Origin of the sequence: Pseudomonas sp. R1-7 (assembly GCF_051132105.1) — a bacterium.
Taxonomy (GTDB): Bacteria; Pseudomonadota; Gammaproteobacteria; order Pseudomonadales; family Pseudomonadaceae; genus Aquipseudomonas.
Window position 1 is genome coordinate 71116 of the sequence record NZ_CP071661.1, and the last position, 14242, is coordinate 85357.

At 60.4% G+C, this 14242-nt stretch carries 13 protein-coding genes; 6 read left to right on the top strand and 7 right to left on the bottom strand.

Annotation, left to right across the window (positions count from 1 at the left end; genetic code table 11):
• Entirely contained in the window at positions 1 to 1347 is a 1347-nt protein-coding gene (gene algB, locus J3P79_RS00340) for a sigma-54-dependent response regulator transcription factor AlgB (RefSeq protein WP_434607256.1), read from the bottom strand.
• Positions 1348 to 1785: 438 nt separating this feature from the next.
• On the opposite strand from algB, the gene J3P79_RS00345 reads away from it, so the two are divergent.
• The 5 genes from J3P79_RS00345 (at position 1786) to J3P79_RS00365 (ending at position 6129) form a co-directional block, all read left to right on the top strand.
• Complete coding sequence (locus J3P79_RS00345; protein ID WP_434607258.1) at positions 1786 to 2073, top strand: hypothetical protein; 288 nt, start codon at positions 1786 to 1788, stop codon at positions 2071 to 2073.
• Positions 2074 to 2145: 72 nt separating this feature from the next.
• Positions 2146 to 2310: a DUF1328 domain-containing protein gene (locus J3P79_RS00350; RefSeq protein WP_003177151.1), complete on the top strand. Its 165-nt coding sequence runs from the start codon at positions 2146 to 2148 to the stop codon at positions 2308 to 2310.
• Between the two features lie 2 nt (positions 2311 to 2312).
• Positions 2313 to 2777, top strand: a complete 465-nt coding sequence (locus J3P79_RS00355) for an inhibitor of vertebrate lysozyme family protein (protein WP_434607260.1) — start codon at positions 2313 to 2315, stop codon at positions 2775 to 2777.
• 692 nt (positions 2778 to 3469) lie between these two features.
• Positions 3470 to 4801, top strand: coding sequence for a glutamate/aspartate:proton symporter GltP (gltP, locus tag J3P79_RS00360; RefSeq protein ID WP_045154666.1), 1332 nt, complete (start codon positions 3470 to 3472; stop codon positions 4799 to 4801).
• A 98-nt stretch (positions 4802 to 4899) separates the two neighbouring features.
• Positions 4900 to 6129, top strand: a complete 1230-nt coding sequence (locus tag J3P79_RS00365; RefSeq protein WP_434607262.1) for a nucleoside recognition domain-containing protein — start codon at positions 4900 to 4902, stop codon at positions 6127 to 6129.
• A gap of 27 nt (positions 6130 to 6156) precedes the next feature.
• Here the strand turns inward: J3P79_RS00365 and J3P79_RS00370 are convergent, their stop codons facing one another.
• The 6 genes from J3P79_RS00370 to J3P79_RS00395 form a co-directional block, all read right to left on the bottom strand.
• The gene (locus J3P79_RS00370; protein WP_434607263.1) at positions 6157 to 7164 is read right to left on the bottom strand and encodes a DUF5924 family protein; all 1008 of its coding nucleotides are present in this window, start codon (positions 7162 to 7164) and stop codon (positions 6157 to 6159) included.
• A 56-nt stretch (positions 7165 to 7220) separates the two neighbouring features.
• Positions 7221 to 8609: a M16 family metallopeptidase gene (locus J3P79_RS00375; protein ID WP_434607265.1), complete on the bottom strand. Its 1389-nt coding sequence runs from the start codon at positions 8607 to 8609 to the stop codon at positions 7221 to 7223.
• A 72-nt stretch (positions 8610 to 8681) separates the two neighbouring features.
• Positions 8682 to 10340, bottom strand: coding sequence for a Na/Pi cotransporter family protein (locus J3P79_RS00380; protein WP_434607267.1), 1659 nt, complete (start codon positions 10338 to 10340; stop codon positions 8682 to 8684).
• A 338-nt stretch (positions 10341 to 10678) separates the two neighbouring features.
• Entirely contained in the window at positions 10679 to 11446 is a 768-nt protein-coding gene (locus J3P79_RS00385; protein ID WP_434607270.1) for a TerC family protein, read from the bottom strand.
• 77 nt (positions 11447 to 11523) lie between these two features.
• Positions 11524 to 12831, bottom strand: coding sequence for a CitMHS family transporter (locus J3P79_RS00390; RefSeq protein ID WP_434607272.1), 1308 nt, complete (start codon positions 12829 to 12831; stop codon positions 11524 to 11526).
• A gap of 287 nt (positions 12832 to 13118) precedes the next feature.
• Complete coding sequence (locus J3P79_RS00395) at positions 13119 to 13457, bottom strand: DOPA 4,5-dioxygenase family protein (RefSeq protein ID WP_434607274.1); 339 nt, start codon at positions 13455 to 13457, stop codon at positions 13119 to 13121.
• Between the two features lie 84 nt (positions 13458 to 13541).
• On the opposite strand from J3P79_RS00395, the gene J3P79_RS00400 reads away from it, so the two are divergent.
• Positions 13542 to 14198: an NAD(P)-dependent oxidoreductase gene (locus J3P79_RS00400; RefSeq protein WP_434607277.1), complete on the top strand. Its 657-nt coding sequence runs from the start codon at positions 13542 to 13544 to the stop codon at positions 14196 to 14198.
• Positions 14199 to 14242: the final 44 nt, after the last annotated feature.

The following is a 14242-nucleotide window of genomic DNA, read 5'->3' on the forward strand; positions in this document are numbered from 1 at the left end:
TCACAGGTTGTATTGCTTGCGTTTGCGATACAGCGTGGACGCGTCGATGCCCAGGGTCTTGGCGGCTTGGTCGAGGGTGTCGGCAGTGGCCAGCACTGCGCCGATATGCGCTTTCTCCAACTCGTCGAGACTCAGCGCGGCACCGATTCGCGGAGCGTTGTTGACCGGTTGCTCGGCCATGCCCAGATGGCTGATTTCGACCTTCTCCTGGGGACAGATGATGCTGGCGCGCTCGATCACGTTGCGCAGCTCGCGAATGTTGCCCGGCCAGCGGTAGCCTAGCAGCGCTTCGCGGGCCTCATCGCTGAATCCCCGTGCCGGACGGGCGTACTCCTTGACGAAGCGCGCCAGGAACCGGTCGGCCAGGGTCAGGATGTCCTCGGCGCGTTCGCGCAAGGGCGGCAGGTGCAGGGTAATGACGTTCAGACGGTACAACAGGTCTTCACGGAAACGTCCGTCGCGCACCATGTCCTCAAGATTGAGGTTGGTCGCCGCGAGAATCCGGACATCGGCGCGACGCGTGACGGGGTCGCCGACGCGCTCGTATTCCTTGTCCTGGATAAAGCGCAGCAATTTTGGCTGCAGTGCGAGGGGAAAATCGCCGATCTCGTCGAGAAACAACGTTCCGCCATCCGCTTGGTTGACTCGCCCCAAGGTACTTTCGCTGGCGCCGGTAAACGCACCGCGGCTGTGACCGAACAACTCGCTTTCCATTAGTTCGGTAGTCAACGACGGGCAGTTAATGGTGACGCAGGATTTTTTCGCGCGTTTGCTCCAGCCATGGATCGCCCGCGCCAGTTCGCCCTTGCCGGTGCCGGACTCGCCCAGAATCAGGATGTTGGCGTCGGTGCTGGCGACCTGCCGAGCTGTTTCAAGCACCACTTTCATCGCCGGGCTGTGGGAGTCGAGGCCGTCCTTCGGCTTGCGCATCTCGCCTTCCAAGGCTTCGAGCCTGGCGGACAGTTGGCGTACCTCCAGTTGCTTGGCGGTCGCGAGGCGCAGTTGGTCGGGGCTGCACGGCTTGACCAGATAATCAGCCGCGCCGGCCTGGATCGCATCGACGGCCGTATCCACGGCGGAGTGGGCAGTCACGATGACCACTCGCATCCAGGGTGCCTGGATTCGCATCTGTCCCAAGACGTCGAGACCGTTGTCCTCGCCCAGGCGCAGGTCCAGGAAACACAAGTCGAATACCTGGCGTTGCAGCAAGGCTTCGGCCTGTGCAGCACTGTTGGCGGTGGCGACGCTATAGCCTTCGTCTTCGAGGCAGTAACGGAAGGTACGCAGGATGGCGGACTCATCGTCTACCAGCAGAATGCGGCCTTGATGCTCGGTGGCGGATTCCATCTTTCCTACGCTCCTTAATGAATGATGATGATTAGTGTCAGAAAAATCGGGCAAGTTGCATGGTCCATTCTGATCGAATATTACCCACCGAATCGGAATCTGTGGACCTCGATCGTCTAAAAGACTGATTTCCAGTCATTTTTTCAGCTCCTCCGGTTCCAGCGGTTCGGCTCGCTCATTCCGACAGCCATTTGCGACTCGCAATTCAAAAAAGAAATCGACCGAGCGACCCTCTTCCAATTCGTGCATTACGCACGACGCGCGTCTGGCCCATCGTGCAGGATGCGCTCCGCGGCTTCTTCGGCAAGCTCATAACATGCTGATTTTAAAGGGTTTTATAGGTCCTGTATTTCTGGCATGCCGGCTGCAATGTTCTGGGCAACGTGGCGTTTAAGGCGCCTCAACCAGATCACCGCTAGGGTGGGGAGGAGTTTCAGGATGAACCGTCAATGTGCCGCCCAATTTCGCATTTCCCGTTTGCATATCCAGCAGGGGCTGTGGGCTTTTGTCGCACTGCTGATCACGCTTGTAGCAGGTCAGCAATTGATGCTCTGGCATGAAAGCCAGAAACCGGAAGCGCCACTGGTCTCTACCTACCGTGCCCCGCAAACCCATTTCAGTGCCGCCAGCACGTTGGCGCAGGAATCCGCTTCGATGCGAATGATGGAAGTCGACCAGGCGCAGCCCCTCTCCGAGATGCCTCGGGAAGAGCGCTGGGTGTTCTGACCGGTCGTCCGTTGCGCCGGAACCATCATTGCCAGACCCCTAACTAAATAGAAAAGCGTAAGGAGAATCACCATGTTGAGCTGGGCTATTACCTTCCTGATCATTGCCATCATTGCTGCGGTATTGGGCTTCGGTGGTATCGCAGGCACCGCCACGGGCATCGCCAAGATTCTCTTTGTCGTGTTCCTGGTGATGTTTATCGCATCGTTCTTCTTTGGCCGTCGCGGCCGAGGTTGATCATGAGCGTGACACTTAAAGGACTGGCCGCCGCCCTGCTGTTGGGCGGCAGTGCCATGGCAATGGCTGCCAATGACGGTCAAATGCGGGTCAACCAATTGCTGCAGTCAGACCCTCAATATCGCGAGACCTGGCAGCAGGTCGTCAAGAAAGAAGAGCGTCTTCCCGAGTGGGTGATGAACCTGACGGGCGAGGCAGAACAAATGAACGCGGTCGAGGAGGACGGCGACCAGTATCTGGTCGGGCCGCTGTGCGAGACCCAGGCGACCTGCAAGAGCAAACGCCTGTTCGTGGCTTTCAGCTTCGACAAAGACGAAGCCTACGCCCTGTTGGTGGAAGTCCCTGCCGGGCTGCCGTCCGACAAATCGCCGACCCGTCACGCGGACTACCGCTTTCTCGGCAACCCCGATGAAGGTATGCAAGAACTGTTAATGGAACAGCTCAAGAAAGATCCTAACTGGTACTGATTTCTTGAAGCGGGAAAAGCAACGCTGCTTTTCTCCCTGCGAAGCCCGAGGAGGGCGTAAGCATGACCAGGGGGCTGGGACGTTCTGACCATCAAGCGTCGGAGTGACCTACGGGCAAAAGGGTTGCCTGCGAAAGGGCCGGGTCAGGTAAAAGCTGCGACGCAAGTTCGCAAAGTCGTGAAGGCTTGGCGAACTTGCGTAGAGCTTATCCCCAGGCTAGAGCGGTTTGCTGTTTCTTTTGCCTGAACCCAACAGGCGCTGCGGCATATTGTCCCGTTCCCCAAGCAATGCTGTTCGAATGCCGACCGTATATCGGAGAATAGGCGCACGGTTTCGCTTTTAATCGATGCGCTTCAACTCGATCCTTTCATCGCCTCCCAAGCTATCCAGATAACGCCCGGCTACGCTGAAATGGCCGGTTGACGGCGTTTATGCCTGATGAAGTGTCGCTTTTGAACCGATTGGGACGTCCGTTTCACATCGTTGATCTCATGCCGATTCGGCATAGGGTAGGCGTTTACGGCATTAGACGATCCCCCCTTGCATCGCAATAGTTGCGCCTTTTTTCGCCTGCCAGTGAGCTGCCTTGGGCGCCCGGGTGACCTTATACGGGGGCAGCAGCGTGAATCCGAATCGCCTTTGGCGGTCCGTTGATGCTGCTGTCCGAGTCAAACTGAAGTAAGGGTAATGATATGAAGAAGGCAAGACTAAGCCTCGCCTGGCAGATCCTCATCGGTCTGGTGCTCGGGATTGCAATCGGCGCGCTGCTCAACCATTTCAGTGCCGAGAAGGCCTGGTGGATCAGTAACGTGCTGCAACCGGCAGGCGATATCTTTATCCGTCTGATCAAGATGATCGTGATTCCTATCGTGATCTCCTCGCTGATCGTGGGCATTGCCGGCGTGGGCGATGCCAAGAAGCTGGGGCGAATCGGCTTCAAGACCATCGTCTATTTCGAAATCGTCACCACCATTGCCATCGTCGTCGGCCTGCTGCTGGCCAATTTCTTCCAGCCGGGCAGCGGCATCGATATGAGCACCCTGGGTACCGTGGATATTTCCAAGTACCAGGCCACGGCGGCCGAGGTCCAGCATGAGCATGCGTTCATCCAGACGATCCTCAACCTGATCCCGTCGAACATTTTCGCAGCCGTCGCTCGCGGCGAGATGCTGCCGATCATCTTCTTCTCCGTGCTGTTCGGGCTTGGTTTGTCCAGCCTGCAATCGGACCTGCGCGATCCCCTGGTCAAGATGTTCCAGGGCGTGTCGGAAAGCATGTTCAAAGTCACCCACATGATCATGAACTACGCCCCTATTGGTGTGTTCGCCCTGATCGCTGTGACGGTCGCCAACTTCGGTTTCGCTTCGCTGCTGCCGCTGGCGAAGCTGGTGATCCTGGTTTACGTCGCCATCGCCTTCTTCGCTTTCGTGGTGCTGGGCCTGATCGCGCGCCTGTTCGGCTTCTCGGTGATCAAGCTGATGCGCATCTTCAAGGATGAGCTGGTGCTGGCCTACTCCACCGCGAGCTCCGAAACGGTGTTGCCGCGCGTTATCGAAAAGATGGAAGCGTACGGGGCGCCGAAGGCCATTTGCAGTTTCGTCGTGCCTACCGGGTACTCGTTCAACCTTGATGGTTCGACGCTGTACCAGAGCATCGCGGCAATTTTCATCGCGCAGCTCTATGGCATCGACCTGTCCATCGGCCAACAACTGATGCTGGTACTGACCTTGATGGTGACCTCCAAGGGCATCGCCGGCGTGCCGGGCGTCTCCTTCGTGGTGTTGCTGGCGACCTTGGGCAGCGTTGGCATTCCTTTGGAAGGGCTGGCGTTCATTGCCGGTGTCGACCGCATCATGGACATGGCCCGTACCGCGCTCAATGTCATCGGTAATGCCCTGGCCGTACTGGTCATCTCCCGTTGGGAAGGCATGTACGACGATGCCAAGGGCCAGCGCTACTGGAACTCCCTGCCGCACTGGCGCAGCAAGGAGCCGCTGCCGGCAGGGGAAACTTCCAGCCGTTGATCTTCTTGGCAATGCCAACCAAACCCCGGAGAAATCCGGGGTTTGTCGTTTTGGCCAGCCCCGCTATCATTCGCCGCATCTTCCGGGGGACTTAACCGATGCTCAATGGCCTGTGGCTTGGCTTCTTTATCGTGGCAGCCGTGTCGGCGCTGGCGCAGTGGCTGGTCGGCGGCAACGCCGGGATCTTCGCGGCCATGGTGGAAAGCATTTTTGCCATGGCCAAGCTGTCCGTCGAAGTCATGGTCCTGCTGTTCGGCACCCTGACCCTTTGGCTGGGTTTCCTGCGCATCGCCGAAAAAGCCGGCATCGTCGATTGGCTCGCCAAGGCCCTTGGCCCGCTGTTCCTGCGCTTGATGCCGGAAGTCCCGGCCGGTCACCCGGCGATTGGCCTGATCACCCTCAACTTCGCGGCCAACGGCCTGGGCCTGGACAACGCCGCCACGCCCATCGGTCTCAAGGCCATGCGCGCCCTGCAGGACTTGAATCCCAGCCCGACCATCGCCAGCAACGCGCAGATTCTGTTCCTGGTGCTCAATGCGTCGTCGCTGACCCTGCTGCCGGTGACCATCTTCATGTACCGCGCCCAGCAAGGCGCGCCGGACCCGACCCTGGTGTTCCTGCCGATTCTGCTTGCCACCAGTGCTTCGACGTTGATGGGGCTGTTGTCCGTGGCATTCATGCAGCGTCTGCGGCTGTGGGATCCGGTGGTGCTGGCTTATCTGGTGCCGGGCGCACTGGCGCTGGGCGGCTTCATGGCGCTGTTGGCCACGCTCTCGGCGACGGCGCTGGCGGGGCTGTCGTCGATCCTCGGCAACCTGACCCTGTTTGGCCTGATCATCCTGTTCCTGGTGGTGGGCGCGCTGCGCAAGGTCAAGGTCTATGAAACCTTCGTCGAAGGCGCCAAGGAAGGGTTCGACGTTGCCAAGAACCTGCTGCCATACCTGGTAGCGATGTTGTGTGCCGTCGGGGTACTGCGGGCTTCCGGAGCGCTCGATTTCGGCCTGGACGGCATTCGGCACGTGGCGCAGTGGGCCGGCTGGGACACTCGCTTCGTCGATGCGTTGCCCACCGCCATGGTCAAGCCGTTCTCCGGCAGCGCCGCCCGGGCGATGCTCATCGAAACCATGAAGACCTCGGGCGTAGACAGTTTTCCAGCCCTGGTGGCTGCGACGGTCCAGGGCAGCACCGAAACCACGTTCTATGTGCTGGCGGTCTATTTCGGCGCGGTGGGCATCCAGCGCGCGCGCCATGCGGTGGGCTGCGCCCTGCTGGCCGAGCTGGCCGGTGTGGTGGCGGCGATCGGGGTTTGCTACTGGTTCTTTGGCTGATCTGCTCGCGACAGAGTCTGGCGACCCTTATTCCGTCACCTTGAACCGCAGCACTCCGATCATCTGGCCGTTCTCGGTCAGGACCCGCACTTGCCATTTGCCCGTCGGGTCGGCTGGGAAGTTCTGCTTGTGAGTCCAGGCGCGATAGCCTTCCTTGCGCCCGCCATGAATGTCCAGGGCGATGCGGTCCACTTCTTTGCCGTTGAATTGCCAGACGTGATAGATCCGCTCATCCAGGCCACGCGGCGCATTGATGGCGGTGTAGGCGTACAGGCCATTGCCGCGAATCTGGGCGGCGCTGACTTCCTTGAGGCTGGCCCCCGGTGTGCGATCTTCCACTTGGGTGCTGATTGCCACCTCAGTCATCCAGAGCGTGGCGGGGGGCACCCAGGAGCGCAGCACCCAACCGGTAGCGCCTATGCCCAGGGTGATGCACAAAATGGCGAGTGCGTTGCGTACGGTACGGATCGGAAAGATCGAGGCCAGGCTCGGGAATGACAACAGCATGGCGATGCCCAGTGCCAACTTGAAGCTCTGGTCGGTGGTCAGGTGCAGTATCACCGGCAGTGCGGTCAGCAAGGCGGCGAACAGCGTCAGCGTGTGCAGCGCCAGAAAGGCCCAGCGCCGCGGCGCCAGCCATTTGTAGTACAGCGGATCGGTGATCGAGACCAGGGCCGCCGCCGCGAGCAGGCCTGTGAAAATAAACTGGCTGCTATTCCAAGTGGTAGTGATGAAGAAAAACGGCAGGACAAAAAACAGGCTTTCCTGGTGAATCATCTGCGTGGCGTAGCGCAACAGCGGCTGGGGAATTTCCCGTTTGAAAATCCGCGTGAACAACCGGGTCAGACTGTTCTCCAGCATCAGCCAGAGCCAGCTCACCAGCATCATGATGGCGATCCAGGTCGCCAGGCCTTGCTGGCGATCCACCAGAATGAAACTGCCGACCCCGGAAATGAAACCGCCGAGTGCGATAACCCCTGGGTAGCGCTTCATCAGTTCAAGGATGCGCTGGATAAAATGAGTCAGGTTCGGCATTCGGCAGTTTCACACTAAGACGTAGGAAATATCCCCGACAGAGTACCACTGTGGGTTCATTCCGGGTCCCGCCGAGACCGACGACGCGCCAGCCATATCAACAGCACCAGCAGCAACGCCACTGACCCGCCGAGGGTCCAGACCAGTTCGTCGTCACCGAGCAGCGGCTTCTCGATGCGCAAATAACCGGGGTCCTTCAGCAGCTCGCGCAAAGCCTGGTTGGCCTGCTCCAGGCTCACTGCCTGCAGGCGTGCGGCCGGGTTGGCGAAGCGGCCATCCTCGTAATCGCCCAGGGCGCCCCAGTAATAGTCGGCCAGTGCGCTGTTGCCTTGGACGGCCCAGGACTGGTGGGCGATGGCGGCGCGCTTTATCCGCACGAAACTTTCAGGATCCAGGCCGTCCCTGAGCAAGGTGTTGCGCAGCCTCTCCAGCGCCTCCTCCGCTTGGGGCAGGTCCTCGCGGGCCAGGTCGGCGTTGAGGCTCAGGAAACCGACGCCGCCGAAGACTTCTCGCTCCACCCACGGGCCGTAGGACAGCCCGTCAGCCAGGCGTAGTTGCCGGTAGAGTGCCCAATCGAGGTAGTCCTTGAGCAGATCGAAGGTTTCATCGTGTTGTTCCTCCAGCACAGGCTCCGGAAACAGCCAGTGAAGCTTGGCGCTGTTGCCGACCAGTCCACGAATCAGGTTGCGCTTGGTGACCGCGCTGTAGCGAATTTGCGCCAGCGGCTCGTGGACGCTGGGTTCGACCGGTTCGAGCTCGCCATAGGCACGTTCCAGATAGGCCGGCAGCAGCCGATCGAGTTCGCCGACGACGATCAGGGTCATGTTGTTGGGGGCATACCAGGCCTTGCGCACCTGTTCCAACTGGGCGACGGTAAAGCGCTCGACCTCGGCCCGCTCCGCACAACGCAAGCCCAGCTCCACGGCCAATTGGTTGCTGGCCTTGTGGCCGAGGTCCTGGCGGTCGAGCCAGCGTTGCAGATGGGTATAGTGGCCACCGTCCTCGCGCTCGACGACCCGTTTGGCCGCTTCCAGGTTCTTTTCGTCGATGCGGGTACGGGTCAATAACGCCAGTAACAGATCGAGGATCTTGCGTTGATTGCGCGCTGGCGCCTCGATGACGAACGTCGTGTCGGCGTTGCTGGTGAAGGCGTTCCATTCGCCACCCAGCGCTTGCATGCGCTCTTCCAGGCCGCCTTCGCCCGTACTGTCGACCCCGCTGAACAGCACGTGCTCGAGCAGGTGCGGCAGTTCCTTGTCGGCGCAGCTGAAGTCGTCAAGGCCCACGCCGACCACCAGCCGAATCGCCACGTGTCCACGTTCAGTGCCGGGCTTGAGCAACACCTGCATGCCATTGGGCAACAGGTAGCCTTCGACTTGGAAACGGTCCTGGGCAAAGAGGGGTAGGGAACCGAACAAAAGCAGGGCGAGTAGCAGACAACGCATGGCGGGCTTCCTGGCGGCTTATGAGATCCATGGTCCGGGCCAATCTTGTTGACTGGCCAAGACGCCAGTCGTTCAAGGCGAGTGGGTGATGTCTGAAATTTCGTCAGCGGCCAGCGCGCCGATCTCAGCCGTTTCCAGCACCACGTAGGCGCTGCCGCAAAACAACGAATTCAAGCGCCGCATGTCGGCGATAAGCTCCAGGTGCAGGGAGCTGGTCTCCAGGCTCTGCACGACTTTGCGCTGCAGGCGGCTGACATGGGCATGGGCCATCCGCCGCTCCTGCGCGCGGAAACGCCGTTTCTCGCGCAGCAACTGGCGGGCGCTTTCCCGGTCGGCGCTGAGGAAGACCGACAACCCCAAGCGAAGGTTGGCGGTCAGGTGGCTGTGCAGCCCCGCCAGTTCTTCCAGGCCCACGTCAGAGAACGAGCGGCGTTGCGAGGTTTTCTGCTGCTGGACCTTGCGCAACATGCGCTCGATGAGATCACTGGCCAGCTTGAGGTTGATCGCCAGCTCGATGATCTCCGCCCAGCGACGACTGTCCTGTTCGCTGAGGTCTTCACGGGGCATTTGCGCCATGTAGAGCTTGATGGCGCTGCACAGCGCTTCGACGTCGTCACTCATGCTGCGCACCTGCTGGGTAATCGCCGTTTGCTCGCCCCGCAGCACGCCGAGCATGGCTTCGAGCATGTTTTCGATCAGGTCGCCGATGCGCAGGGTTTCCCGGGCGGCGTTCGCCAGCGCCAGGCTTGGGGTGGCGAGGGCGGCAGGGTCCAGGTGCCGGGGCGTGGCCGTCCCGTTGGTTTCCGGACGCTCCGGCAGCAACCATGCACAAAGCCTGGCCATGGGGCCGACGCTGGGCAACAGCACCAGGCAGCGCACCGTGTTGTAGAGCAAATGAAAGCCGATGACGGTTTCCTGTGGGCTGAAATCCAGGCTGTCCAGCCAGCCCACCAGTGGATCGAGCACCGGGATGATCAGCAGCAGGCCGATCAGCTTGTACAGCAGGCTGCCCAGCGCCACCTGGCGTCCGGCGGCGTTCTGCATGCTGGTACTGAGGAACGCGAGCACACCGCTGCCGATGTTGGCGCCGATCACCAGGCCGATGGCCACGGGCAAGCTGATCACCGCAGCGCCGGCGAGTGTCGCGGTCAACAACACGGCCGCCAGGCTGGAATAGGAAATCATCGCGAACAGCGCACCCACCAACGCATCGAGCAGGATGTCGCCGGTCAGCGAGGCGAAAATCACCTTCACGCCCTGGGCCTGGGTGATCGGCGCAGCGGCCTCGACGATCAATTGCAATGCCAGGATGATCAGGCCCAGGCCAATGGCGACCCGGCCCATCTGGCCGAGGCGGGTCTGTTTGCGCGAGAGGAAAAAGATCACCCCGAGGAAAATCAGCAGCGGCGACAGCCACGACAGGTCCAGGGTCAGCACCCGGGCCATCAGCGCGGTGCCAACGTCGGCGCCCAGCATGGTCGCCAGGGCCGGGGTCAGCGCCATCAGGCCCTGGCCGACGAAGGAGGTGACGAGCATGGCCGTGGCGTTGCTGCTCTGGACCATGGCCGTGACCATGATGCCGGCGATGAACGCCAGCCAGCGCTTGGACATATTCTGGCCGATGACATGGCGCAGGTTGGTGCCGTAGACCCGCAGGATGCCGGTTCGGACGATATGCGTGCCCCAGATCAGCAAGGCCACGGCGGAGAGTAGATTCAGCAGGGTCAGCATGAGAAGCCCCCTGTTAGCGTCCCAAAGGGACAAATTGACGGTGCCACATCGTTTTACTTCTTGTACTTAAGCTGTAGTTGGCGAACGGTTCGGGCGCCAGCATTGCACAGCTAAAGAAGCGATTGAAACAAAACTGTCATGAAAAAAATTCCTCGAAAGCACCCAAACCCCTGTGGGAGCGAGCTTGCTCGCGATAGCGGCCTTACAGCCAAAAAAGATGTTGCATGTCATGGCCTCATCGCGAGCAAGCTCGCTCCCACAGGTATTGCATCCGGCCGGTTTTCTGCGGGCATGAAAAAGGGGCTCCCAAGAGCCCCTTCGTTCATTGCCCTACATCATTACTGACCCGGCATGTCCCGGCGCAGTTTCACCGGATCCTGCTGTTTGCGCTTGCGTGCGATCGCGGTGCGCATCTTGATATTGATCGCTTCCACCGCCAGCGAGAACGCCATGGCGAAGTAGACGTAGCCTTTTGGCACGTGTACGTCGAACGACTCGGCGATCAGCACGGTACCAACCACCAACAGGAACGACAGCGCCAGCATCTTCAGCGACGGGTGCTTGTCGATGAACGTGCTGATGGTGCCCGAGGCCAGCATCATCACCAGTACGGCGACGATGATTGCCGCGACCATGACCGGTACATGGGAGACCATGCCGACAGCGGTGATGACCGAGTCCAGGGAGAACACGATGTCGATGATCGCGATCTGGATGATGGTGTAGATGAAATTGCCGCCCTTGCCCGAAGGCGCGTCGTTGCTTTCATCTTCGCCTTCCAGCGCGTGGTACATCTCCTGGGAGCTTTTCCACAGCAGGAACAGGCCACCGAAGAACAGGATCAAGTCACGACCGGAAATGCCCTGGCCGAACACTTCGAACAAATCGGCGGTCAGTCGCATGACCCAGGTGATGGACAGCAGCAACAGGATCCGCGTGATCATCGCCAGCGCCAGGCCGAAAATCCGGGTGCGCGCCTGCATATGCTTGGGCATGCGGCTGACCAGGATCGAGATCATGATGATGTTATCGATGCCCAGGACAATTTCCAGGGCGGTCAAGGTAAAGAAGGCAACCCATATTTCCGGGTTGGTCAGCCATTCCATGTGAGTTCCTTTGAGCGAGTGTTAGGCCGCGCCGCGCCTCCGGTTACCCGAGAGGGGCGACGCAGCGGGCGTTGCTTTTATAGAGTGCTGAACAGCGGAAAAATCCCCATCAGCAAGGCGGCGAACATTATGCACAGGCAAACCAGTACTGCCCACTTCAAGGTGAAGCGCTGGTGGTCGCCGAAGTCGATTCCGGCCAGGGCTACCAGCAGGTAAGTCGACGGAACCAGCGGACTCAGCAGGTGGACGGGCTGGCCGACGATCGAAGCACGGGCCATTTCAACGCCGGTGATGCCGTAGTGGCTAGCCGCTTCGGCCAGAACTGGTAACACCCCGTAATAAAATGCATCGTTCGACATGAAGAAAGTGAATGGCATGCTCACCAGCGCGGTGATGACCGCCAGGTAAGGACCGAGGAAGTCCGGGATCACTGCCAACAGGCTCTTGGACATGGCGTCTACCATGCCGGTGCCGGACAGGATGCCGGTGAAGATCCCCGCCGCGAAAATCAGCCCGACCACCGCCAGAACGCTGCCGGCGTGGGCCGCGACGCGGTCCTTTTGCTGTTGCAGGCACGGGTAGTTGACGATCATCGCGATACTGAACGCCACCATGAACAGCACCGGCATCGGCAACAGGCCGGCGATCAGGGTGCACATCAGGGCCAGGGTCAGCGCGCCGTTAAACCAGATCAGCTTCGGACGGCGGGCGTCCGGAAACTGGGAAACGCTGATTTCGCTGTGGTCCATCTCATCACCGGCCAAATGCAATTCACCCAGGCGCGCACGCTCACGTTTGCCGTACATGTAGGCAATCGCCAGGATCGCCACGACGCCGGCCAACATGGCGGGAATCATCGGCACGAAGATGTCGGACGGATCCACATGCAGCGCGCTGGCCGCCCGGGCGGTTGGCCCGCCCCAGGGGGTCATGTTCATCACGCCGCCGGCGAGGATGATCAGACCGGCCATGATCCGTGGGCTCATGCCGATGCGGCTGTAGAGCGGGAGCATCGCGGCCACGCAGATCATATAAGTGGTCGCGCCGTCACCATCAAGGGAAACGACGAGCGCCAGGACGGCGGTACCGACCGAAACTTTCAAGGGATCGCCCTTGACCAGCTTGAGGATCTTGCGCACGGCCGGGTCGAACAGGCCGGAGTCGATCATCAAGGCAAAATACAGAATCGCAAACATCAGCATCACCCCGGTCGGGGCGAGCTTGGTGATGCCTTCGAGCATCATCGGGCCGATCTTCGGCGCAAAACCACCGAACAGGGCGAACAGGATCGGGATGATGATCAAGGCGATCAGCGCGGACAGGCGCTTGGTCATGATCAGGAACATGAACGTGATAACCATGGCGAAGCCAAGGAAAGTCAGCATGGGAAATACTCCAGGCGTGGCGCGGCTATGAAAGGCGAACCGGACAGGTCAGCGCGAGATGCAGAGCACGGGACGGACGAATGGAGAGGGCGCAACGGGGTGCAGAGCAGCGGACATCAGAATCACCATTGTTGTTGTTAAAAAGGCCGCACGAGCATCAGGAAGGCTCGTGGTAGGCCACCGGTCTGTTGCCGGTAGGTGGGGCGATCCTAATCGCGCAAGCTTTCAGCAGCCTTTCGCTGCCGCAATGGCTGATGATTGGCCAAGCTCCCTCGCCACAAAAGCAGTCAGGTTTTTGCTCTGAACCCCGAAAGATCCAACGGCCGCACCGCGCCCATCCAGATCGCATGGTCGGTGTGGTCCGCCAGGTCATCCCCGGTGTCGGGATGAAGAAAAATCACCAGCCCTTTGCGGTTCAGGGCCAGCCACGGCAAGACCACGCCGATGTACTGCGGGTCGAATGCCAGTTGGCAGCTCCAGTCCGGGTGTGGACCGACCGGGCGTTCATGCATCCGCCCCATTTTCAGCGCAAACAATTGCGCTGCCTGCTCACATAACGCCCGAGCCTGGTCGAGGGTATCGGCATCGAAATAGACGTGGGCGTGATAGCCCTTGATCCGTTGCATTGGTCACTCCTGGAAAGATCAGCGAACCCTCTCGGTTTACCGTGTGTCAGAGCCTTTACACGCGGGAAAAAAGGAAAGCCAGCCATGAAAAACGCCGAAACCCCGGTTATCAAAGTGGTGCTCTATGGTGCCATGAGCAGCCTCGGCAGTGCGTTGATGGCTGAACTGCTGCGGCGCCAGCATGAAATCATCGCCATTCTGGATGATCTTACGGCCCTCGCGCCGCGCCCGGGCTTGCGGGCCAAGACCGGCGATCTCTTCGATCCGGAACGGGTCAAGCAGAGCGTCGCGGGCGCCAGCGCCGTGGTGTGTCTGTTGAACGCACCGGGCTTGCCGATGAACAGCGAGCAAGTGGAGCGCACGCTGATCCCCGGCCCGGTGGAACAGGTCCTGGCGGTGGATGCGCTGATTGCCGGCATGCAGGCGGTGAACATTTCCCGGCTGTTCCTGGTGGGCAATTTCGCTGTGCTGGAAGAGGAGACGGACGATGATTTGCAGCGCCACGCCGCCGAAGAAATCCTCGATGCCCTGAAAAACAGCGCCTTGCAATGGACGCTCATCAATGCGCCCTATGCCGTACAGGGGCTGGGCATCGAGCATTTCAGCCATGTCAGCACCAGCCTGGAGCCGGGCATGGCCGAATCATTGGAGCGCTTGAGTCGCGTGGCGGTCGGCATCGCTGATGAGCTGCGCCTGAACCTGCACGTGGGCCAACACGTGAATTTCGTGCCCGCCGTTTAGTGCCCCCCGTGGCGAGGGAGCTTGCTCCCGCTGGGCCGCAGAGC